The sequence below is a fragment of the Spirosoma horti genome (assembly GCF_054776595.1).
This window is the reverse complement of the sequence record NZ_BAAHBQ010000008.1, coordinates 32,325-56,006: the sequence shown is the minus strand read 5'-3', so window position 1 is coordinate 56,006 and position 23,682 is coordinate 32,325. Positions and strand designations below refer to the sequence as shown.

Below are 23,682 nucleotides of genomic sequence, written 5' to 3'. Positions count from 1 at the left end.
AACGTTTGTTAGTAGCTGGCATCAGAACAATCGTGCGTCAGCCAACGACAAACCACTAACCACAAACATCAAACTATACTCATGCCAACAACATTCAGCTTACATAACCCTACCCCCGGTCTGCACTGGTACGTCAGTAAACCCCTCGGCACCGACCAGATTGCGGCTATTCGTGACCCGCAGGGTGGTCAGACCGTGAAGCAGCCAACGTCTATTCCGAGCCCATTTGCCCGAATGGACCTGGTGCGGTCGGCCTTCCTGAACCTGGCCATCAAACCGGACCTCAGCGGCAGCATGAACGACCAGCGTATCGTTTCGGACTGCCTGGACGTGGGGGAATTGTTCTTCAATTACGACAAACTCAAAACGTTTGTTACCATTACGCCCTTCGATATTCGCACCGACCTCGAACGGCTGCGGCAATCGAGCAGCCAGGGGCACAAACGACTTGGTGACGCCCTGAAACTCTTTCTGGATCAGGATGCGGCCGAATACAATTTCAACGCCATCAATCGCCTGTTTGTCCTTAGTTACCGGGGACGGGTGGTGGGTGGCACATCGCCAAAAACATTGTTTTTCAGCTCGGGAAATGATCTGAGCTGGGTCGATGTGTCGATGGGGAACGACCGCCTGTTCGATGCGTCGGTTTGCCCGCTGCACCAGCGCGATATCGAATACCAGAAATTCTGGTACGCCATCAAGCTGTTCATGCCCAACTTCAGGGATCGGTTCCGGGAGGTCGATGACTACCTGAACCGCAGCCGGGCGCTATTGCAGCAGCAGAATCCGGCTATGTTCTACGAGCATATCGAATCCCATAACGGCCAGCCCCTACTGACCCGCGAGAAATTCGATCAGGATTTTGACGAGTTAACGACCGGACCGGGTGATGTCGTTGAAGTGCTGGGCTTCCCGCTGCGCAAGAAAAAGTCCGATGTCCGCGCCATCGATACGGTCAGCGACTTCATCATTAAGTCGGACAAATACGCGCGCCTGAACCCCAACCAGCCACGCCCGATGGCGTTGCAGAACCGGTTTTTCCGGCAGTTTACCTATGTGCCACAGGCGCAGTGGAACTCGAATACGCCGGTTCCCTACTACGCCCGCGAGTCATGGCGCGAGAACCAGCGGCCCTTGCCGGGTCAGCCGGGCAATTACCCCTGGCTCACGGTGAGCGATTTACTGGAGCCGTACCTGATCCGCTTGCCGTTTCCCACCGACCGGGGCCGGTTCTTCGACGGTAATCTGCAAACGTCGGCTACCGATAAAGGTTTTTTGCTGCCACTCAAGAAGGATTTCTTCGATTTCTTCGATGTAGAGGATCTGTTGCAGGGACGCGTACGGCTGAAAATGACCCCACAGGGTGGCGGCATCAACGTCACGCTCGACATTCCCGTTACGGCCCCGAATCAGCCAGGCAATCAGTTTGTGACGTTTGAGCGACTCTACAACCCAACTGTGGGAACGTCGAACGCACCAAACGAGACGACCAATGAAGGGATCATCGTCGAGAATTCGTTCACGGTCAATATTTATCCATTTGTGCGCTCGGGCGCGGTTTCGGTGCCCGCCGACTATCGGGTTCAGTTGATCGAATCCGGTTTTGACAGCCAGAATCAATACGAACTGACGTATTTCCGGCAACAGGCCAACGCCGAAATCAAACCCGAATCGAAACACCAGCGCACCGTTCGGCAGCAGAATACTGATGGATCGAGTGTCTATTACGTGTTGCGGGAAGAGTTCGATTACCTGCAAACGCACATCCGCGCCGACGGTCGGGATATGAACGGGATCATTCTTCCCCGCTGGCAGGAGTACAGCGGTGGCAGCAAACAGTTCGAGTTCTCGGTCGACTTCGGCACGACCAATACCCACGTCGAATACAAAGTTGATGGCGGATCGCCCCGGCCCTTCGATGTGGCCGAACTAACCCCACAAGTGGCAACGCTGGTGGCTCCGGCGCAGTACAATCCGGCCTTGTTCGAGCTGTTTCTGTTGTATGATCTGGAGTTTGTGCCGCCCACCATTGGCCCCGGCCGGCCGGATAGCTTCCCGACGCGCACGGCCATTGCCGAGCCCATGAACCTGAGTTACAACCAGCAGACGCAGGCACTCGCCGACTTCAATATTCCGTTCTATGTGGAACGGCAACCGGCGGGTTCCAACCGCATTACCACCAACCTGAAGTGGGCCAAAAATAACGACCAGACCGAACGGCGGGTAGAAGCTTTTCTGGAAGAATTGCTGATGCTGATTAAAAACAAAGTATTGACCGAAGGCGGCAACCTGACCCAAACGACCGTCTACTGGTTTTTCCCGGCCAGTATGACCCCCGGTCGGGTGAGCCAGCTTCGCACCGACTGGCAGGAGCTGTATGACCGCTACATCGGCGGGGCACCGGGTCGCCTGCGCGAAGTGTCAGAATCCGTGGCTCCGTTCTATTATTACAAACAAAATCCAACCTTAAGCGCGTCGGCCCGCCCCGTTATCAACGTCGATATTGGCGGAGGTACGTCCGATGTGGTGGTCTATGAACGGAATGAACCGAAGTTACTGACTTCGTTCCGGTTTGCGGGGAATGCCATTTATGGGGATGCCTTCAGTGAGTATGGAGCCGCCAGCCACAACGGGTTTATCCGTAAATATGCCGACCGGATTCAAACCTTACTTGAAAGCCAAAGCCTCGGCAACCTGAGCGATAACAACCGGCGAATGCTGGACACAAATCGGTCGGAAGATATTATGGCATTCTGGTTCTCCATTGAAAAGAGCAACGACGTGAAGGCCAAGAGCATGCTGTCGTTCAATGGCATGCTGGCCAAAGATGAGGACATGAAAATTGTCTTTGTGCTGTTCTATACGGCCCTGCTGTATCATATTGCCCGATTGATGAAGCACCGGGGCATCAACTTACCCGGTGCAATCACGTTCAGTGGAACGGGCTCAAAACTGCTCACGATCATCAGCACCGACGATCAGATGTTGGGGAAACTGGCGCGGGCCATTTTCGAGAAAGTCTATGAGCAGCAATATGATACGAGCGGGCTTACGCTCTTCTACGAACGAAAAGGACCGAAGGAAGTAACCTGCAAAGGGGCGCTGATGCAGCCGGCCAACAGCCGGCCTGTCGATACGGAAGCCATCAATTATGTGTATCCGGCTACGTTTAACGACGAATTCCCGACGCTGACCTATGCTGACCTGCGGAAACCGGAAGTGGTGGATTCGCTGCTGAAAGAAACCAACGAGTTTATCGATTTCTTCTTCGCCATCAACCAGCAGTTTAGTTTCGTCAGGAACTTAAACGTGTCTTCGCGGTCATTGGTGGTGGCGCAGCAGGAGTTGCGGACGCATCTGGACACCTCGCTCATGGATGGAATTCAACGAAAGGAAAGTGAAGTAGCGGCCGAATACAGCGGCATGATCGATACGCTTAGCTCGCCAATCGAGGAAACGCTGTTTTTCTACCCACTCATTGGCGCGATCAATAAACTGGCAAATGCCCTGGCGTAGTGCATGTTTTTCCCACCACTAAACCTACCCGTATGTCAAAAGTAGCCTACATAGGCGTTGTTTCTCTGTGCCTGTCGTCGTCGCTGACGCTGGCACAGAATGCCAATCAGGCAGCCGTTGATACGCTGACAAAAGATGTGGCAATTGCCGTTTTCGCGGGGATCAGCCAGCCGAAAGCGCAGGAAATTTATACGCAATTGCTGGACTGTGGCGATGGCTGTGATCCACAGCAGGTCATTCGTGGCGTGGGTAGCTGGGACCAGGTTGGCGCTAAAATGCAGGAGCTGGCTACGCTGAAAAATACGGCGGCTTTCGTAGGCATGTCGCCCGCTGATGCCAATGCAGCCATCCACAAACAACTGGCCCAGTTCTACGCGAAGTACAAGAGCGACAAAAACTATGGCAAACCCCTTAGCCCGGCCGTTCAGGCCCAGATACTCGCTAAAGTGGATGGCCTGCTCCCTCCTGCCGCTGCCCCTGAGCCATCAGCGCAAACTACGGACAAGCCTGACGCACCGGAAACGGTCACAGACGACGAAACGAGTATAACCCCGGAAGCCCTTCAGCTAAGTCAGTTGGAACGCCAGAAAAAAGAGGCAGAAGAAAAACAACTTTGGATGATGATATTAGGTGCACTCGCAGGACTCGTGGTTGGTGCCGGGGCCGTTTACCTGTTGGCCTATCGCGCCCTGAAAAATGAGGTAGATCGACTGACCGACGAGAATAATAAACTGAGCCGCCAAAATGATAGCTTATTACGCAGCAAGCCAGCGAACGAGCCCAAGCCAGCGAACGAACCACGGCAACCACAAGGGGATTTGCGGCAAAAGGCGAGCGCTTACGACGCCATCATCACTGAACTAGGCACCAACAGCCCGTTGGTTGCAATTCGGCAACTTAAACAACAAGCGGCTAAACCGACGCCCCCACCAGCGCCCATAGTCCGCTCAGGCGAACCAGTCATTGAGACGGGGTCGATTACGGACCCCATGCCTGTTCTGACGCAACCCATAGCGCCACCGGCAGCACCCCTTCCAGTGCAGGCGGCACCGGTAGAAGCGCCCGTTCCGGCCCGGTCAGAGGTAGTTTATTTTCCGCCCCCTGATCCAACGGGCCAGTTCGACAGCCAGCAAAAAAGCGGTACGCTTTCTCCCGAGTCGGCGTATCGGTTCAGTATAAACGCCAGTAATCCGTCCATTGCTTCCTTCCGTTTTGAAGCCGAACCGGGTCGGGTGGCGCGTTTCCTGACGTATCGCAATTACATGATCGAACCGGCCTGCGACAGCGAGAACAGCTACACAAGTACGCATACCCGCATCGTTATGCGCCGGGATGGGGAGGCCGTTTTGGAGAACGGCGTCTGGCGGGTGAAGACAAAAGCACTGATCCGGTATGAATAAAGTCCTTATTAGTCTGTTACTCATCGGTCTTTCATTTTACCTGTCCGGCTGCTCGGGCTGTTCCCGCTCGGGTAGTCATCAACCCCGCCGAAGCAAGCGTAGCACCGCCGATAAAACCGATTCATCTTCGACCCAAACGCCCATTCCGGCCTCTAAACCAACCCTGACCAAAATGGGAAGCGGGCCAACGGAAGTGGCGATGGAAAAGGCCAATGGCGTCTATAAAATACCCGTTACGATCAATGGAACACCCATGAAGTTTATTCTGGATACGGGAGCCAGCCTAATTTCGATAACTGCTACGGAAGCGGACTTTATGGAAAAGAACGGCACCATTACGGAGGACGATATTGTTGGGCAATCGCGGTTTCAGGATGCCAGCGGAGCCATTTCCCCCGGCGCGGTCATTCGGCTCAAGTCCGTACAGATTGGGGACCGCGTTCTCGAAAATGTCAACGCCAATGTTGTTGCCAATGCCAAAGCGCCCTTGTTGCTCGGCCAGTCGGCCTTATCCCAATTCGGTAAAATTTCGGTGGATTATCGACGTAATGTTGTGACGTTCGACTGAAATTCGGTGTTTCGTAAGTTGTAAAGGTAGTAAGTCGTCCTGTGACTTACTGTTTACAGCTTTTTTCTACAACCTGTCCCTATGACCGAAACAGAACTGACCGACCGCCTTCGTGAATCCATCGTACTCGACGGTCCGGACGTCTGGCGTACAAACGGGTATCTCGACGATGCCCGACAGGCCGGTCTGTCAGAAGCCGATGCGCAGAAACGGGCAGCCGCCATCAGCCAGGAAGTGGCCAACAACAACCTGCTGTTTCAGAACATACAGGCCCGCATTTCCCGGTTAGCGCAACCCTCCCGAATTCATCTATACGATCAGGATTTGAACCAGATCGTCAATGCAGCCAGTTCATTAAAACTATCGCCCGATTTTGTCCGGCATCAGTGGGTACCAACGGTTCTAAACCGGTTAGGGGGCGAATCGAAAGCCCAGCAGCTTCAACCGGTCGTTGAGCCTCCCGTTTCTACTCCCTCACCGATACCGATTGCCGAACCGGTTGCAAAACCAGTCGTCAATCCGGTTGTTGAGCAAATCCCGGAACTACCGAAACCCGCCGTTACCCCTCCCGAACCTGTCCGGCCTGGCAACCCGGTAGTCGAGTCACCGGTCTATGTGTCGCCACCACCGGCAGTACCCGTTGAGCGACCAATCAAGCCTCCTTCCCCACCAGAGCCTGCGCCGGTCGTTCGGTCATTTACGGCTACGCCTGCCCGTGTCAGCAAAGGCCAGCCGGTTACCCTGGCCTGGGAAGTGGACAATCTGCTGGCCGTAACGATCGATGATCTGGGTGAAGGCTTATCCCCTGCCAATCGGGGGTGGGTCAAGCCAACAAAAACAACGGAGTATACGCTCTTTGATGCCAACAACAACCCATTAAGTACGGTCCGTGTGGAAGTTATTAAGCCCGACCGCAGTGGCTTATACGGGGTGTTGTTTGCGCTGGCTTTACTGACTGTAATTTACTGGTTCATTAAGAGCACTAACAAAAACGACGATAGTTCAAGGGTTGATCGGAAAGCCGAACAGACAACGAGCGCTTCGGACGAGCGGACGTCAAGCCGAAAAAAAAAAGTAAGGCGGGAGAAACGCCCGCCAAAAACCGAGACAAGTGAAGCGGCATCCTCCTCCGCCAAACCAGCCAACGAGCCGGTAGTAACACGAGCGGAACCTACCAAAAAAGCGGAACTACCCGCCAGTAAACCAAGTGCGGAAGAAAAGACGGCTTCGGTTAAACCTGTTCCAAAACCAGCCACCCCCGCCGATGCGCGTCAGGGTAAATACGAAGAAGCGTTTGGCGATAAACCGTATGATAAAATTGAGCTGGGTGCCGATGAGCGCGGCTGGCGTCGGGCTCGCAGCAACGGACGGTGGGGCTACGTCAATGAGCATGACGAGTGGGTAATTCAGCCAGAGTTCGAGGCTGTCACTCCGTTTCGGGGGAATACGGCCGCCGTGTTCCTGAACGGGCAGCTTATGACCATCAATCGGTCAGGTGAACAAGTTAAAAAGTAGGGAGTTGACTACTTTTTAAAAACCTATAAGGTTTTAGAAACCTTATAGGTTTACATTGAATAAGAATAGACCACTACCCTTTCTTGGCTTTCTTTTCCCGCTTCTCCTCTTTTTTCTCTTTTGGAGTTTTTGCTGGTTCTTTCTTGGTGGTCTTCTTGGCGTCCTGACTCTTTGCCATAATACTCTATTTTTAGGAATTAGTTTTTCATTCTACTGTACTGGTTTCTCAAACCTGAGTCACCCCCGACAGGGAGCTACTGGGGTGACTTCTGGACTTGTAACGATTCATAACTTTTTTTATTTTCTTACGGTCCCAGCGTTACGGTGAGTTTCTGGAAGGATGTCCAGTAGCCTGAAGAAGTCATTCCGATCCCATTCCCCGCAAGCAGTTTGAACGGATAGGGGCTACTACGAATTTCCTGAGCGTTTACATAAAAATGTAATTCTTCACCTTTGCGCTGTATGCTGAGTCGATTACGGTTCTTTTCAACCGATACACCCGGCGAGAAAAAATCGGCAGGCATGTAATCGCTGAACGTTTTTCCATTCGATACACGTACCACCGAGACCTCTCCTTTCTCGTTCATGGTAAAGGCATTGTAATTCAGTGAATCGACGACGCCAAACAGCACGCCCCCCGTTGGAATACGGCCCGAATCCGCCAGTACGTCCACTTTTATAGTGAAAAAATTGGCGTTATTCAGGTTGATATCTCTGGGTAATTCAACCGCGCTGAACGCCACCTGCTGGGTATTTGTATTTCGCTTACGGATACTGTACCGACCCAGGCCAATCTGATAATAATAATCTCCTTTCGTACCGGCCTTCCAGCCATTTCGGTTGGTAGCAAAATCACCCGCGAAGGCTGGCCGATAATCAGCCGTGCTGTTCGCTAGCGTCGATGGGCGGGCCGGTATTACTGGCGTCGAGACGGTGCCTGTTCCTGTCCGTTCGGTAGAAGCAGCAGCCGTAGCCGGGCTAACGGGTATGCTTGCGGCCTGGCTGGTTTGTAAACGAGCTGTCGGCTTCAGTGTAACCTTCTGCCACTCGCTCGAAGCGGAATAAACAACCGACTTTTCCCGTCGTCCGGCCGGCTGGGCAAAGCTGCTCGCCAGAAAGAGCGTCATGAGGGCTATTGTCAAATATAAGCGCATCGTTAGTTTGCTAAATCCATTCGGCTTTTGAGGCCTGTTGGGGAGATTAAGGATGTTAAAACGAATACCGTACTAAAGCCGTGGGTTGTCCGGCCTGCAGACCTGGGCGGATCGTGACCGATTGATACCGTCGTGCCTCTCTTTGGCTCTGAACATTACGAACGCCTTTAATGAATGTCAGAATAACATCGGCCGCAGCCACGACAAGAGCGCCCCGGGTAGCCATGAAATAGGTATGATGATGATCGTTCGCTGTCTTATAATAGGGTTCGCCAGCTGTCATGTTTTTCTGCTGTTCATAAATTGCATAGGCATCGTTCGCTTTCTGTCGTTCCATAAATCCGTAAACTAGCAGGCCATAACACCCTACCGTAAGCAAAGGCCGTAACCCTATTTTCGGTTTGGGTGTTTGCACGAAAATATTGCCAATACCAGGCGCCACCACAGATACGAGGGCCCAGGCAGGCCCGACATAGCGTCGTCTGGCCGAACGAGGTTCGTTGCTGGGTTCCGTTACCGGGCTAGTGGGTGCTGATTGTACAGAAGGCTCGGTTCGTGGCGTTGTAACCTGTGGAACCGGAGTCGAAACAACGGCTGGAGCAGGCACCGCTGGCGAGGGTTGCCGGGAGGCAGAATCTGCCAGAACAACGGTGGGCCGCCCCCGCTTTGTTTTTTTGTATTGTGGAGCCGGTGATGACGGAGACTCCGTCACGGCTACAGATTCACGTTGGGCTGGTTTGGAAGCGGCCAACGTGGAAACGGGTGTTGTTACGGCTGGTTTTTGACTCACGATAGGTTCGGGCTCCGCTTGTTGGCCCGGCAACGGAGTAAGGCCGGTCTTCAAAAAAACCTTTGCCTGAATTTCCTCATTCAGCGAATACCCATTTGCCAGCGCATTCCAGATGATCCGACGATCGGAACCAGCCGTAATCCGAAAACCAAAATCGCCCCGAACGAATTCCGGTGAAATGCGCAGCGCACCGCGAACCCGGCTACGAACTTCAAAATAAACAGAATCGCCATACCGAGTATTGATCAGGTCATACCGAATTTCGAGCTGTGACGAGTCGGCCACCCGAATCCGGACATTCCGGACGCGCTCCTGCGCCCGGCCCGACAAGGCCATTGTAAAACAAACTAAAAGCGTAAAAACTAGGCGCATGGTGGGTTAGTTACTGACGGTAATTTGTTTGGTGGTGCTAAAATTGTCATCGCACGCGTTAGCCAGTGTCAGGGTAATGGTATAAGTCCCTGCCTTTTGGTAATTGTACGTTACACGCGTTCCAACGCGACTTTTGCCACTGCCATCGCCGGGGTCCCAGCCCACAGCCCCAATGTCGCCCTGCGGGTTTTCGAGGAAAAATGTGACATCTAAACGGCCGACTGCGTACCCGATACTGGCAGTCGGTTTAGCACAGGTCGGAAACGTTTTTTTTGTTAAGTCGAATGGTTCACAGGCCATCGTAGCCAGTAATACCAACAGATAAATAGACTGTTTACGCATACATCATTTAAAGATTCAGGATACTGGTCAACGGCATTAAGGCCCTACCTGCATGAGTCTACTACTTTCACAAAAGAACCGCAGCATGACAGACGAACGTCCCTGGATTGTTAGCAAAGTAAACAATACTTGGGAAACGAGCGAACGCGTTAAAAACTAAATCCGTTTCTTGCATTCATTTCGGCAGTAGCCAACATTTTTCGTAAATTTAAAGAGTCCAACGACACAACAACTCACCGACTTACCCATGCGCTGGTCTGCTAAAACCAAAGATGAACTAGTAGCCGAGATTCAACGGCTACAACTCGAACGCAGCGATGTAGCCGTAGCCGATACGCTACCTGCTTTCGATGTTCGGCATACGGTTGACCAACTGAATCTGGTTGGTCTCACCATCGAACGCGACGGAACGCTCAGTTACGCCAATCCGTATACCTACCGGGTAACGGCCTGGCAACCCGAGCATATCATCGGCAAAAACTTTTTCGACGTCTTTATTCTTCCCGCCGACCGCGCCAAACTTGAAAATGAGTTTGATGAGGCCGTGACAAAGGGGGGATTTCCCGAACAGAAAGAAATTGCCATTCTGGCCCGAAGTGGTGCCCTGCGCAGTGTACAGGTCAATTCATTCATTATAAATGGGACGGATGGGCACGTTTCTTCGTTCACCATCATTGGCGAAGACGTGACCAACAAACGGCGGGTTGCTTCGGCCCTGTCGAATACCAATGCGCAATTGCAGGATCTGGTGGATAATACCTCCGACCTGATTCAGTTGCTCACGCTCGACGGAAAATTCATATTCGTCAACCGGGCCTGGCGCGAAGCACTTGGCTACAGTTCCGAAGAAATTTCGGCCCTTAATCTGCGCGATGTTCTCCACCCCGACTATGCCGAAAGTACACTTGGCCTCCTCAAACGCATTCAGGAAGGTGATAAGCTTCCTTACGTAGAGACCGTTTTCCGGGACAAGTCCGGGAAGACGCTATTCCTGTCGGGTAGCGTAAACTGCCGCTTCGACAACGGCCGCCCTACAGCATTTCGCTGCATTCTGCACGACACAACGGGAAAAATCAGGGCCGAAAAATCGCAGAAACTTTATTACAGCATTGCCAACTGGACCATCAATACGCCTAATCTCGGCGAATTGTATCACAAGATTCACGAAGAGCTGGGCAACATTATGGACGCCCGCAATTTTTTCATCGCTCTCTACGACGCCAGCAAAACTTACCTGTCGTTTCCGTACTATGTCGATGAATACTTTGGCGGCAACATGCGGTTTACGAAACGAAAACTGGGTAATGGCCTGATCGAATACACGATTCTGGCCAACAAACCCTTGTTTTTGTATGAAAAAGACATTCGAAAACTGGCCGACCACGAACACGTTGATCTGTATGGCCAGCTTCAGCCGCAGGTAATGCTAACGGCCCCCCTTCGCATTGGCGATGAGATTACGGGTATTATTGGCGTAAAGTCCTACGACGACGCCCAGACCTATGGCCCTCGCGACCTCGAACTGCTGGAATTTATTTCGGGACAGGTGGCGCTGGCAATTGCCCGGAAGCAATCGGAAGCACGGCTGGATAAACAAAACGCCCGTCTGAATGCTATTTTCGACAGTAGTACCTACCTGATCTGGTCGGTTAACAAGGCGTTGAAATTGACGTCCTTCAATAAAAATTACGTCCGGCTGATGGAGTACCAGCTGAACGAAGCGCCATCTCTTCAGACCAGTGCTCCCGATCTGGGCTGGCGGATGATTGGCGTTGACAACCGAAAGCACCTGGAAGAACGGTATCGGCAGGCATTCCGGGGCTTTGCCCAGAACTTCGAGTTGTTTTTCGAGACGCCCAAGGGAGAAACGTATCTCGAATTCCACCTGAACCCAATTTTGCTGGCCGGGGGCGTTATCGAAGAGGTGTCGGGCATTGCGCGCGACATTACCAACCGTAAACGAGCCGAAATTGCTACGCGCCAGAGTGAAGAGAAATTCCGGGGTATCTTCGAAAACCTGCAGGACATTTATGCCCGTGTCGATCGGAAAGGGCGTATTACGATGATCAGTCCATCTGTTTTCAAACGGATGGGCTACACGCCCGACGAAGTGCTGGGGCAGGATATAACTCAGTATTTCATCGACGCCAACGAAATTCGCCATGCCATGTTCAAGCTGGCCCGCAACCGCAGCCTTCGGAATTTTGAAGCCAGCATGCGCCGTAAGGACGGCAGTGAACGCCAGTTCATGTTTAACATGCTGATGCTCAACGATGGTCCGGGCAGCGACTCGGTGGTGGCTGTGCTTGCCCGCGACATTACGGAGTTGAAACGGCAATCGGCGGAGCTGGTAAAAGCGAAGAACGAGGCCGAGCGATCTCTGAAAGTAAAAGAGCAGTTTCTGGCCAATATGAGCCATGAGATTCGAACACCGATGAACGGAATCATCGGCATGATCGACCTGCTGAACGACACGCAGTTAGACGAAGAACAGCGTAGTTATGTCAAAACCGTCAAACGGTCGTCGGAGACACTCCTGAATATTCTGAACGACATTCTGGATTTGTCCAAAATCGAGGCTGGCAAAATGGTGCTCCATGAGTCGCCGGTGGCCTTCAAGGAGATTTTCGAGAAGCTGATTGCGCTCTTTGGGCAACAGGCCAACTCGAAGAACAATGAACTGACCTACCATCTCGGGGCTGACCTTCCCACCTACGTTATAGCCGACCAGACCCGACTGCTGCAGGTGCTGTCCAATCTGACCTCGAATGCGATCAAATTCACCGAAAACGGCACCATTCGGGTTGAAGCAACGCTACTCAGCAAACATGGGAAATTCAACCGAATTCGGGTGGCGGTGAACGATTCAGGCATCGGCATCTCTCCGCAAAACATCAACCTGCTCTTCAACTCATTTAGTCAGGTGGATACCTCTTCCCGCAAATCGTTTGGGGGAACCGGTCTGGGATTAGCCATCTCAAAAGAACTGGCGACGCTGATGAAAGGCGAAATTGGGGTCGACTCCACCGTAGGGATGGGCAGTTCCTTCTGGTTCACCATTGAACTGAAAGAAACCAGCATTAGTCCCACCCAACAGACGACGGAGGTTGCCGAAATTGCCCTTGCCAACTTCTTTAGTGATTACCATCCAAAGGTCCTGCTCGTAGACGACAACGCCGTGAACCGTAAAGTGGCCAGCGAAATTCTGCGCAAATCGGGGTGCATCGTGACGACGGCCGATAGTGGGCCAGCCGCCATCAGTGAAGTCCAGAAAACATATGACAGTGAAGCCGAAGCGGGTTTCGATGTCATCTTTATGGATATTCAGATGCCTGATATGGATGGTGTGGAAACAACCAGTAATCTGCGCAAACTATTTGGCAATCAGCTGCCAACAATTGTCGCCATGACGGCCTATTCCATGCGTGAAGACCGCGAGCGCTTCATTAGTCAGGGCCTCGACGATTACATTGCCAAGCCGATTCGCGCTCAAAGCCTGATCGCTAAAGTAAAGGAGCTCACCGATACGAAGCGGGCGAAAGAAGACATAACGCCTGCGAAGCCAGCAAAACCTGCACAGGCTGCCATGGACCCTAAAATACCCGTTATCGATGAAGAGATTATTGGGCAGCTTCGCGATATTGGTGGACAGGAACTGGTTGACAGTATTATGGAAGAGTTCGTGACAGAAGCTACCGACCTGGTGAATGGCGCCTTGGCGGCTTACGATCTCGGCGATATTCCTACGGTGAAGAGTCATCTGCACACGTTAAAAGGAAGTGCAGGTACCATTGGTGTAGCCCGTGTGGCCGACATTGCCCGAACGGCCGAAGGAAAACTAAAGGTCAATGATACCAGTGGTCTTTTAGACGCGCTCCATGCGCTGGAAAAGTCCTTCAAGGAGTTTCTGACGACCTGGAAAAGCTGATGGATTAGTTCGTCCGGCGCCTTCACCCGATCCAGCCAGCGACCAGTAATTGATTTGATTTAAACGGCCCTGTATCCAATTAGTAAACAATGGGATACAGGGCCGTTTAACTTTAATCAGGAATATTGAACGCCTTCCGAACCGCCTGATAATCGGAATAATCAATGGCAGCCACACGACCGCTAACGGCTACTGCACCTGGTATAATGACATACCTGAATTGTTGGGTAGTAAGCGCATATGAGGCTCTGAGCTCAATACGCCCTACATAAATTCGTTGGTGAACCGTAAAGGTAGTGGTGCCAAAGGTCTCCGCGTATGGCAGGCTTAATATACGGCCACCTTCATTCCAATACACCCGAACATCGGCCTTATCCAGGGCGGCCTGTGTGATGGGGGTCGCCGTTATATTAGCCGTAAACAACGTGCCACTTCCCGAGAATGTAACACTGATCCAGGGCGAATACTGCACATTAGCCGTGCCTGTTGGGCCCTGCGGGCCAGTAGCGCCCGTTGGTCCAGCGGGCCCGGTTGCGCCCGTATCTCCCTTCGGGCCGGGGTCCCCTGCTTTTGGCTGACATTGTTGAAAACAAAAAGAAACGACAAGGAGAGAGGCAGCAACGAATGCAACTTGTAAACGATTCATAAAGCTAGTGATTAGTAGTTTGACCTTGATTTGTAGAGGGGAAGGTCGAAAGTCTCCTGTTTTTTGTCAACAAATACCCCTTGAATTGAGTAGTAATACGTTCATTTCCAGTAGTATTTACATCCTTCCTGACCGTTAACTCGGCCTTGGCATTGTTGGTGGGCTTTATTCCGATGGATTTCCTTCGCTAAGGCGATTAGCGCTATAATTTCTTTTAGCAGCTATTTCACCATCGCAGACCAGCTTGTCGGGCGAGGCATTGACAATGGGAGAAACACGGTTACTCTTCTTGGTTGGCTGTCCACAAACGTACTCTGACTGTCCGAATCTGGACAGTCAATGAGCTTTATAAACGAGACCATAGGCGTCTATTGACTGGAATCAGCCATTTCCTTCTTTGGCAGGGCATTTGTTTAGCAAATAACAAGGAAATACGAATGGCACGTAACTAACTGCGATGAACAGAGCCTATTTGGGTGAATTCGAAGAACTGGTTTTACTGACAGTTGCTGTACTGGAAGGGCAGGCCTATGGTGTAACGGTTGCCGCTGAACTAAAGCAGCGCACCAGTCGGATCATCAGCCTGAGTGGCGTCCATATCGCGTTGTACCGTCTGGAAGAGAAAGGTTTCGTGCTTTCTGAACTGGGGGGCGCCACCAATGAACGAGGTGGCCGTCGGAAACGATTCTTTACCGTTACCGCTACGGGAAAACAAACGCTGAGCGAGATGAGGGACGTACGCAACCAACTCTGGGAATCCATTCCAACGACTTCTCTAATTTGAACGATGGCAAACCCCACTCCTACTCCCCCCGTCTGGGCCGATCGGCTGCTTACCTGGCTCTGCCCGCCTGCGTTGCTGGAAGAGCTATTGGGTGATCTGCATGAGCAATTTGCCGATCAGACGGCCCAGGTTGGTGAACGAAAAGCCCGTCAGTTATACAGCTTGGAAGTACTCCGTTTTATACGTCCTTACTTCCTTCGTCGGCGAGCCGCCAGCTTTTCAAAACCATTAACTCAAACGAAATCGACCCGTACGTCCCGCTACAGATCTAGCGAATATTCTCAACCTTCATTTCTTCATCCTGCTATGCTCAGTAACTATATCAAGATCGCTTTTCGCAACCTCTGGAAAAATAAAGGCTATGCGGCTATCAACGTGGTTGGCTTGTCGATCGCCTTCGTGATCAGCATCTTTCTCTTTCTAACCACTTATTTTCAACTCAGCTACGATTCATTTCATCAGGATGGCGACCGTGTTTACAGGGCTAATCTTTTCTTCAATGATCCCGAAAAGGCAACCTATTCCGGGACGTTACCTTTACCTTTCACACCAGCCTTAAAAGCAGAATATCCCGAAATAGAAGCCGCAGCGCGACTAATGAACGGCAGCAATGTGGTCGGGTACAAGGGGAAATTTTTTGATAAAAATGTCATGTTTACCGATCCTGACTTTTTAAAAATATTTTCATTTCCCCTGCTTAAAGGTAACCGGGCAACCGCACTCAATGACCAGAGCAGCATCATTATTAGTCAGAACATGGCAAAGGCCGTCTTCGGCAATGAAGACCCATTGGGAAAACGGGTACTGCTGGGCCGGGATAACAACGCAAAACAATTCACGGTCAGTGGCGTGCTGACGGATTTTCCAGACAATTCAACCATTCAGTACGATGCCTTCATTCAGATAACTAACGCAGCCAATTATCAGACAGATAAAAATAAGTGGGATGCCATGTCGCATGCGGCCTACGTTAAATTATCCCCCAAGGTGAGCCAAGCAACGGCCGAAGCCCGATTGAAATCCTTTGCCACTAAATATTTCTCAGGCGACATCGAGAAGCTCAAAAAGAAAGGAGCCAAGCCTGATGAGCGGGGTGATTTGTTTGCCATACGGTTACAGCACTTATCCGATATTCATTTCGGTACAGAAATAGGTGGTAAATCGGGTTCATCCATCACCCTGGTATACGCTCTGGCTGGTATTGGCTTTTTCATTCTTCTGATCGCGTGTATCAACTTCATTAACCTGAGTATTGCCCGGTCGTTTATCCGGGCCAAAGAAGTGGGCGTTCGCAAGTCGCTGGGAGCGCTCAAAACGCAGTTATTCGTGCAGATTTGGGGTGAAGCGGCTCTCATTTGCTTTGTTGGTTTTGCGGTTGGGCTAATCCTCACCTACCTTCTTTTACCTGCTTTCAATACAACATTCCAGGGTAAGATCACTCTCGACTATATGCTGCAACCTGACAAACTGGCGATCATACTAGGCCTATTGGGCCTGGTAACGTTGGTAGCGGGTGGGTACCCGGCCTGGCAAATGTCGAAGTTCAACGCCGTCGAGGTATTGAAAGGGAAAATAACTATCAAACGGCCAGGACTCCTGCGTAACTCGCTCATTGTTACCCAGTTTACTTTGTCAACTTTGCTCATTTGCTGTACCATAATAGCCGTGCAGCAAGTACGCCACATGCGTGAGCAACCGCTCGGCTTTCAGAAAGAGGAAGTCATCAGCATTCCGGTGGGCAACCAGGAAGATGGCCAGCAGGTTCTCAGACGCATGCGCAATCGGCTGGCCAGCGACCCGACCATTATTGCTATAACCGGCAGCGGTGTTAACCTCGGCCTTGGCAAGGATAGAAGCACATCCAGATCGGTTATGGGCTTCACATACAAGGAAAAAGAAATTTCGACCGACTGGCTGCAAGTCGATTACGACTACCTTAAAACCCTCAATATCAAACTACTGTCGGGCCGTGAGTTTAGTCCAGCTTATCCGTCAGATACGCTGGACCGGGTGGTTATCACGGAAAGTATGGCCAAAATGATCGGCGAGAAAGATCCGGTAGGCAAGTATTTTCAGACCGATACCGCTGGTGTAAAATACCAGATAATCGGCCTGATTCCTGACTTCCATTTGTATTCGTCGAAAAGCGAGAAAAAGCCAATTACTATGTACCTGGCTCATTCACAGCCCGTTAGTTACATTTTCGTTCGGGTGGCTCCCCGGAGCCTTGCGGGTTCGATGGACAAACTGAAGGCGGTGTGGAAAGAAGTGGCACCCAAGTCAGAGTTTATTGGGTCGTTTATGGACGAGAATACCAATGCCTGGTATAAAGGAGAAGAACAGCTCTCGAAAATTTTCAGCCTTGCTTCGAGCATAGCCATTCTGCTCTCCTGCCTGGGTCTTTTTGCCGTTGCGCTGATGGTGATCGAGCAACGGACCAAAGAGATTGGCGTTCGTAAAGTGCTGGGGGCCAGCATCCCGAATATCGTTTTCATTCTCTCGCAGGACTTTGTGAAGCTCGTCGTTCTAGCCATCGTTATTGCAACACCGCTGGCCTGGTTCTTTATGCAAAAATGGCTGGATGGCTATTCCTACCGCATCGAAATAAGCGCCTGGGTATTCATTCTGGTTGGTATGGCCGCCATTTTAATTGCTCTCGCTACGGTCAGCTTTCATAGTATCAAAGCGGCCCTGATGAACCCTGTCAAGAGTTTACGAAGTGAATAATTAAATCCGGTTTACTATGAAACACCTACTCATTGGCCTGCTTATCTGCATTGGCTTATCCGCAATGCCCCATCGTTCAGTAGCCTCAACCCTGCGAACACGGATTTCTGACGATAACAGAACCCTTTCCATTCAACTGGATGGCAACCAGGATGGGCGTAAAATTCATTTTAGCCAGACGTTCGATGTTGCGGGAATGAATCCTGTTCAGAAAGAACTGCTCACCTATCGCGCCTTCAGATCGGTTGGCGTTCCTGTGCCCATTCACGAGATGCCGTGGCTGGTTTTTGGCCCACTTTGCCTGATCGTTTTTAGTGCAACACTTCTCATCGCGCGTTATCAGGCTAAGCAACGTAGGTTGACCAGAATCAGACTGGCGTAGAGTTCGCATCAACCTGCACTCCATTTACGATGCCCACGAAAAAAGCCGGGCCTGATCAGGCCCGGCTTCACTAAAAGAGCATTTTTATCTACTGTAAATTAGCGTCTTCACGGCTATTGAACGTATCGCCCTGATTGATATCACCCGTTTTGAATCCCTTCGAAAACCAGTAGACCCGCTGGGCTGATGTACCATGCGTAAACGCATCGGGGACCACCGTTCCGCGTGTTTCTTTTTGGATACGATCATCGCCAATGGCATTGGCTGCCGTTAAGGCACTCTCGATATCATTTTTATCCAGTTCAATCGTTTTACCCTGTGCCTTATTGGCCCATACACCAGCAAAAAAATCGGCCTGTAATTCCAGACGAACCGACAGCTTGTTTTGATCCCGCTCACTCAGCTGACCTCTTAGTCCATCCACTTTATCCATAATACCCAGTTGCTTCTGCACGTGGTGACCGATCTCATGGGCAATAACATAGGACATAGCAAAGTCGCCAGGGACCTTGAACCGATCCCGTAGTTCATTGTAGAACGACAGGTCAATGTATACTTTTTGGTCGGCCGGGCAGTAAAATGGGCCCGATGCTTCAGAAGCCGTACCACAGCCCGACGTGGTTGCGCGGTCAAACATAACCAGCGTTGGCTTTTGGTACTGCGACCCCTGATCGGCAAAAACTTTAGTCCAGACGTCTTCCGTGCTGGCTAACGTTTTCCGGGTAAAGCTGGCGGCCTCTCCCTCAGCCTGCTGATCGGCAGGGGATGTTGCCTGACTGGGCGCAGCCTGATTCAACACTTCCGTAGGGTCGCCACCCAACAGCATGACGATCACCGCAATGACAACCGAGCCAATGCCCCCCCCGACAAGTAAGCCGCCACCACCGCTTCCCCGGCGATCTTCGACATTATCACTTTCACGTCCTCCTAACCAACGCATGATTTCCTTTAGTTAAATGGTGACTTTGCAAATTGACTTCTGCTGGCAAGATTACTGTTTCCAGCGGTAAAATGTTTAACCTACGTTGAGTATTTATCGGGGTTTGGCCCGTTCATACTGTACAGGCCACGCTAGTTCGTCGCCTAAATTATGCGCAGCATGCAGCGGAAAATACGGATCGCGCAGAAACTCACGCGCCAGTAGAATTAAATCGGCCTGTCCAGTTGTCAGGATTTCCTCCGCTTGGCTAGCCGTTGTTATCATTCCAACGGCCGCGGTCTTTATGTTGGTTTCTCGCTTGATCCGCTCGGCAAAAGACACCTGATAGCCTGGGCCAACCGGAATTTTTGCGTGCGCTACATTGCCCCCCGTCGAGGCATCGATCACATCGACGCCTTTCTCTTTAAGAAAACCCGACAACTTCACGGAATCGTCAATTGTCCAGCCGCCTTCGGTCCAGTCCGTGGCCGATAGGCGAACAAACAGCGGTAATGTTGATGGCCACACCGATTGGACGCGCTCAATGACCTCGAGTAACAACCGAATACGATTTTCGAATGGCCCTCCATAGGCATCAGTTCGCTGATTACTCAACGGCGACAGGAATTGGTGGAGCAAATATCCATGGGCTGCGTGAAGTTCAATAACCTGAAAACCAGCGTCTATCGATCGTTTTGCAGCAGCCGCAAAATCGGCCCGCACTTTTTCGAGACCTTCTTCGGTGAGGGCCAGCGGCTCGGGCGCATCGGCCACGAACGGAATGGCGCTGGGCGCCACGGTCTGCCAGCCATTTCCTTCGTTCGGAAAAATCGCCTTTCCTCCTTCCCAGGGGCGTTGGGTACTGGCCTTACGACCCGCATGAGCCAGTTGAATACCAGCAACGGAGCCATTTTGCTGAATGAACTGAGTAATTCGCTTCAGTCCGGCAATGTGCTCATCTTTCCAGATACCCAGGTCATTGGGCGAAATTCGCCCTTCGGGTGATATGGCCGCAGCTTCGGTTATGATTAGCCCGGCTCCCCCAACAGCGCGGCTGCCTAAATGCACCAGGTGCCAGTCGGTGGAGAATCCATCCTCGCTGGAATATTGGCACATAGGTGAGACAACAAGGCGGTTTTTGAGCTGGATACTACGGATAGAAAGCGGACTAAACAGAGCAGACATACTAGTTTTGAAAGATGTTACTCCCTATAAACATTCATTCGCGATTATCGTTAAAAATAGCACAACAAAACCTCGACAAGGATGGCTACTGATTCAAAAATTGACCGGCGGGATGATGTCAACCCAAAAGAAGGTGAGCATAAATATGGCGATGTTGATTTCGCCGACCGCACCAACAAAAAATACCCTATCGATACACCCGAGCATATTCGGGCTGCGTGGAATTACATCAATCATAAAGACAATGCGGCCAAGTATGACGCCGATGAGGTGAACGTGATCAAAGACCGTATCAAGAAGGCGGCTAAAAAACATGACGTAACCATTAACGAAGATTAATTTTTCTGGTGCAACAAAAAACGCCCAACTTGCGCAAGTTGGGCGTTTTTATTTCTGAAGAGCAAGACTAGTTAGATCTTCTCTTTTACGACTTTAACGTCTTTTTTGGCGCGGTCTTTCATCAGTTCGCCTTCTTTTTTCACCCGGTCTTTCCGAGCTGCTTTCAGGGCGTCCTTATCACCGCTCATTTTAGCGGCTTCCCGTTCTGCTTTATTTGCTTTCAGTGCGGCTTTGTCGCCGGCAACTTCTGCTTTCGCTTCAACGACGTCTGCCTTCTTTTTCATTTTACTATCCTGCGCCTGAGCAACGCTAATGGTCAAGGCAAGTGCAGCGAATGCAATAAGTACTTTTTTCATAATCGTAGTGGCTTGTGGCCTTTAGTGAGTGATTATCCCAGGTAGTTGCTGATGCTAACCAAGAATATACTACTTAACCGCGAATGAGTAGTCTTGTTTAACTCGACCGGTTCTTTAATCGAACCTTAATCTATCAACTCATTGTTTCGTTCGGCAGCCTGGTCGGTGAGGGTCGTCAATACCGACTCCGAAAGGGCTGTTTCACTATCTTTTCCCAGGGCCCGTTTTTCGCCGATGCCACCGGGGTCAGGCAACATCCCGTTCACAACCGCCATTGTCTCCGCAACCAGGTTGGGAGCCAGTCCCTGAAGGGCAGCGCCTACTTTAGCGGGTAGGGTGATGATGCGCTCCGCTTCACCATACCGGCAGGCTTCTATAATTTCGCGGGCGGCCTCCGCTGAACCCATCGTCAGAAACGGAATAGAATCCCCAATTTTAAAGGCTGCGTATTCTTTTTCATTCTGACCTTTAAAAATTGCATTTCGGGGGCTACCTGTTCGCATCAGGCCGGGCGAGACGGTTGTTACATAAATCCCTTTGTTCTGCAACTCGGCCCGCAGCCCTTCCGAATAGCCCACCTGCGCAAATTTACTGGTCGAGTAGGGCATCAAATGAGGCACTGCGACCTTTCCCCCAATCGAGGCAATATTCACAATACGGCCTGCGGATGTTGATTCGCCAGGTTGCCCGGCACGAGCCAGCATTTGTGGCAACACGGCATTAGTCATATAAAAAGTCGCCCAGAAATGGGTATCCATCGCATACCGGAAATCATCTTCCGTTGCGTGCTCATAGGGCGTCACGATGATTGTCCCTGCGTTGTTAATGAGCACATCGACCGGTCCAATAGCCTGCCGGACGTTTTCAGCGAAATGTTCAACCTGTATTTTGTTCGTAACGTCGCAGACCTCCGTGTAAACGGTAACGCCGAGTTGAACCAGTTCATCCTCGGCCCGGTCGAGTTCATCGGCATCACGGGAACAGATCGCCAGATTGGCCCCTTCCTTTGCCAGAAGCCTGGCCAGTTCAAGGCCCAGCCCCCTCGACCCGCCGGTGATGAGGACGGTCTTGTTGCGGAAATCGATTTTACGTTTCTGAGCTAGTACGGCTTTAATGGCCGTCCACGCGCCTATACCGGCGAGTCCCCAAAGTAAGGCTTTCGTTTGAATTGATGCATTCATGATTCGTCACTATCGTTGAACTACCATAACTGCAGTTTGGTCAGAAGGTTATGCTTGAAAGGCAACATCTGTTTTATTAAACATTTTAATAAATTTTACAACTAACTATATCTACAAAATTTAGTTTTTTGTTTATTAAACTTAAAATGAAGTATGAAACATATTTTTCTTTCCATTTTTATTATCTTTCTTCTCTTTACTAGCCAGACAGTCGTCTTTGGCCAGTGCTCGGTACCATCCTTACCCAGCTGTGCAGGCTGCTCCAACCTTACTGGCAGCAACCTGAACATCAGTTCCGGGACTTATTGTGTAACTACCTCGATCAGTAACCTTAACCTGAGCGGATCGGCGGTGATCTGCGTATCGGGAGCGGGCCAGATTAACGGAGGGAATGTGAATGGGGGCACCATTATTTATAACGGTAGCTCGGCTACGAACCCACTGAACGTTAATATTGGAGGGGGCACGCTACGAATTCGAAGCAGCATCACACTGACAAATCTGACCTCGATAAACGCGTCGTCGTCTGTTATTGTTGAAAACAGCGCTACCCTGACTGTTAGCAATTTAGACATCAATGGTGCGCTATACGTTGACCAGGGGTCAACCCTGTATTCAAATGGGAATTTTGGCATCAATGGCAACGGAAGTGTGTGTCTGAACAATGGTATTGTCAACGCAAACCAGTTTACTAAAAATGATCAAGCCAACTCCACCACCACGTCCAGCAGAGGGTGTTATACCATTCGCGGCAGCGTTGGCAATTTCAATCAGGTACTGACAAACAACAGCAACATAAGCGTCTGTCTACCCGGAGCGGCTCCCACCCCCAGTAAGTTTGGTAGCGCTACGGTCAATCCTTCTTGTTCAAGTTCGTCGGCGGGTGGAGGTTGTTTCGCGGCATTACCTGTACGTCTGATATCCTTTCTGGCGCAATCGTTTGGTGAAGGAGTACGCCTGAACTGGACCAGCTCACTGGAGCAAAACTTTGATTATTATCAGGTTGAGCGTAGCACCAACGCTGTTGATTTTGAAGCCATAAGCTCCCATATTGTCTCTCTTGCCGAACAGCCTGGTGCCCGTCGATATGAATGGACAGATATTGATGCCCGACAGGGGACGTTTTATTATCGCCTGAAACAGGTTGATCTGGATAAGACGTATACCTATTCAAAAATTGTTAGTGTTGCCTTTGCCAGCGAAGATGAAGTAGCCAGCCTAAAACCCAACCCGTTTTCCGATGAGCTGATCATTACCCTTAGTACGCCGACAAATGGACCGTATGCAATTGAGCTGTACTCGGCCGAAGGAAAATTATACTCATCGCTTTCGGGCGAAAAAAACGAGCCTACACTTGTTCGCACGATCGCTACGGTCAGTTTCCCAACGGGCTTTTATTTTACCAATATTCACATTGGCGATCAACATTTTATGCGTAAAGTAATCAAACAATAGTGGCTAAAAACAGCCTGGGCCGCCCGACCCCGGCACAACTTACATTTCGCTGTTGATTCGAACTACGGATGGGCAAAGGTCATGACGAAACGGGCAAGGAGTATTGATTTAAAATCCCTTGCT

General features: G+C 51.0%; 18 protein-coding genes. 10 read left to right on the top strand and 8 right to left on the bottom strand.

Features of this window, described 5'->3' with window-relative positions; translation table 11 throughout:
* The first annotated feature begins 81 nt into the window (after nt 1–81).
* From ACYVAM_RS23950 to ACYVAM_RS23935, 4 genes are all read left to right on the top strand, one after another.
* Complete coding sequence (locus tag ACYVAM_RS23950) at nt 82–3,516, top strand: hypothetical protein (RefSeq protein WP_461071797.1); 3,435 nt, start codon at nt 82–84, stop codon at nt 3,514–3,516.
* Between the two features lie 32 nt (nt 3,517–3,548).
* The gene (locus ACYVAM_RS23945; RefSeq protein ID WP_461071795.1) at nt 3,549–4,916 is read left to right on the top strand and encodes a hypothetical protein; all 1,368 of its coding nucleotides are present in this window, start codon (nt 3,549–3,551) and stop codon (nt 4,914–4,916) included.
* Nucleotides 4,909–5,484 carry a retropepsin-like aspartic protease family protein gene (locus ACYVAM_RS23940; RefSeq protein ID WP_461071793.1) on the top strand — a complete coding sequence of 192 codons (576 nt, stop codon included), beginning with the start codon at nt 4,909–4,911 and terminating at the stop codon, nt 5,482–5,484. Before ACYVAM_RS23945 ends, ACYVAM_RS23940 begins: the two co-directional genes overlap by 8 nt.
* Nucleotides 5,485–5,565: 81 nt before the next feature.
* Nucleotides 5,566–6,999, top strand: coding sequence for a WG repeat-containing protein (locus ACYVAM_RS23935; protein WP_461071791.1), 1,434 nt, complete (start codon nt 5,566–5,568; stop codon nt 6,997–6,999).
* 305 nt (nt 7,000–7,304) lie between these two features.
* On the opposite strand, the gene ACYVAM_RS23930 is transcribed toward ACYVAM_RS23935, so the two are convergent.
* The 3 genes from ACYVAM_RS23930 to ACYVAM_RS23920 are packed head-to-tail and all read right to left on the bottom strand — an operon-like array spanning nt 7,305 to nt 9,657.
* Nucleotides 7,305–8,153 (bottom strand): hypothetical protein, encoded by an 849-nt coding sequence (locus tag ACYVAM_RS23930; protein WP_461071789.1) that lies wholly within the window; start codon nt 8,151–8,153, stop codon nt 7,305–7,307.
* A gap of 55 nt (nt 8,154–8,208) precedes the next feature.
* Nucleotides 8,209–9,315 (bottom strand): hypothetical protein, encoded by a 1,107-nt coding sequence (locus tag ACYVAM_RS23925; protein WP_461071787.1) that lies wholly within the window; start codon nt 9,313–9,315, stop codon nt 8,209–8,211.
* A 6-nt stretch (nt 9,316–9,321) separates the two neighbouring features.
* Nucleotides 9,322–9,657: a PKD domain-containing protein gene (locus ACYVAM_RS23920; RefSeq protein WP_461071785.1), complete on the bottom strand. Its 336-nt coding sequence runs from the start codon at nt 9,655–9,657 to the stop codon at nt 9,322–9,324.
* 247 nt (nt 9,658–9,904) lie between these two features.
* Between ACYVAM_RS23920 and ACYVAM_RS23915 the strand changes: the two genes are divergently transcribed.
* Nucleotides 9,905–13,585, top strand: coding sequence for a PAS domain S-box protein (locus tag ACYVAM_RS23915; protein WP_461071783.1), 3,681 nt, complete (start codon nt 9,905–9,907; stop codon nt 13,583–13,585).
* 112 nt (nt 13,586–13,697) lie between these two features.
* On the opposite strand, the gene ACYVAM_RS23910 is transcribed toward ACYVAM_RS23915, so the two are convergent.
* Nucleotides 13,698–14,231 (bottom strand): collagen-like triple helix repeat-containing protein, encoded by a 534-nt coding sequence (locus ACYVAM_RS23910; protein WP_461071781.1) that lies wholly within the window; start codon nt 14,229–14,231, stop codon nt 13,698–13,700.
* 457 nt (nt 14,232–14,688) lie between these two features.
* On the opposite strand from ACYVAM_RS23910, the gene ACYVAM_RS23905 reads away from it, so the two are divergent.
* The 3 genes from ACYVAM_RS23905 to ACYVAM_RS23895 are packed head-to-tail and all read left to right on the top strand — an operon-like array spanning nt 14,689 to nt 18,124.
* On the top strand, nt 14,689–15,015 hold the full coding sequence (locus ACYVAM_RS23905; protein WP_461071779.1) for a PadR family transcriptional regulator: 327 nt from the start codon (nt 14,689–14,691) through the stop codon (nt 15,013–15,015).
* 3 nt (nt 15,016–15,018) lie between these two features.
* The gene (locus tag ACYVAM_RS23900; protein ID WP_461071777.1) at nt 15,019–17,742 is read left to right on the top strand and encodes an ABC transporter permease; all 2,724 of its coding nucleotides are present in this window, start codon (nt 15,019–15,021) and stop codon (nt 17,740–17,742) included.
* Between the two features lie 16 nt (nt 17,743–17,758).
* Nucleotides 17,759–18,124, top strand: coding sequence for a hypothetical protein (locus tag ACYVAM_RS23895; protein ID WP_461071775.1), 366 nt, complete (start codon nt 17,759–17,761; stop codon nt 18,122–18,124).
* A gap of 88 nt (nt 18,125–18,212) precedes the next feature.
* On the opposite strand, the gene ypfJ is transcribed toward ACYVAM_RS23895, so the two are convergent.
* Nucleotides 18,213–19,064 carry a KPN_02809 family neutral zinc metallopeptidase gene (gene ypfJ / locus ACYVAM_RS23890; protein WP_461071773.1) on the bottom strand — a complete coding sequence of 284 codons (852 nt, stop codon included), beginning with the start codon at nt 19,062–19,064 and terminating at the stop codon, nt 18,213–18,215.
* Nucleotides 19,065–19,157: 93 nt separating this feature from the next.
* Nucleotides 19,158–20,228 carry an NADPH dehydrogenase NamA gene (gene namA / locus ACYVAM_RS23885; RefSeq protein ID WP_461071771.1) on the bottom strand — a complete coding sequence of 357 codons (1,071 nt, stop codon included), beginning with the start codon at nt 20,226–20,228 and terminating at the stop codon, nt 19,158–19,160.
* An 81-nt stretch (nt 20,229–20,309) separates the two neighbouring features.
* Between namA and ACYVAM_RS23880 the strand changes: the two genes are divergently transcribed.
* Nucleotides 20,310–20,567: a DUF6582 domain-containing protein gene (locus ACYVAM_RS23880; protein WP_461071769.1), complete on the top strand. Its 258-nt coding sequence runs from the start codon at nt 20,310–20,312 to the stop codon at nt 20,565–20,567.
* 71 nt (nt 20,568–20,638) lie between these two features.
* On the opposite strand, the gene ACYVAM_RS23875 is transcribed toward ACYVAM_RS23880, so the two are convergent.
* Both ACYVAM_RS23875 and ACYVAM_RS23870 read right to left on the bottom strand, forming a co-directional pair.
* Nucleotides 20,639–20,923 (bottom strand): hypothetical protein, encoded by a 285-nt coding sequence (locus ACYVAM_RS23875; RefSeq protein WP_461071767.1) that lies wholly within the window; start codon nt 20,921–20,923, stop codon nt 20,639–20,641.
* Nucleotides 20,924–21,048: 125 nt separating this feature from the next.
* Complete coding sequence (locus tag ACYVAM_RS23870) at nt 21,049–22,104, bottom strand: SDR family NAD(P)-dependent oxidoreductase (RefSeq protein WP_461071765.1); 1,056 nt, start codon at nt 22,102–22,104, stop codon at nt 21,049–21,051.
* Nucleotides 22,105–22,257: 153 nt separating this feature from the next.
* On the opposite strand from ACYVAM_RS23870, the gene ACYVAM_RS23865 reads away from it, so the two are divergent.
* Nucleotides 22,258–23,559 carry a T9SS type A sorting domain-containing protein gene (locus ACYVAM_RS23865; protein ID WP_461071763.1) on the top strand — a complete coding sequence of 434 codons (1,302 nt, stop codon included), beginning with the start codon at nt 22,258–22,260 and terminating at the stop codon, nt 23,557–23,559.
* Nucleotides 23,560–23,682: the final 123 nt, after the last annotated feature.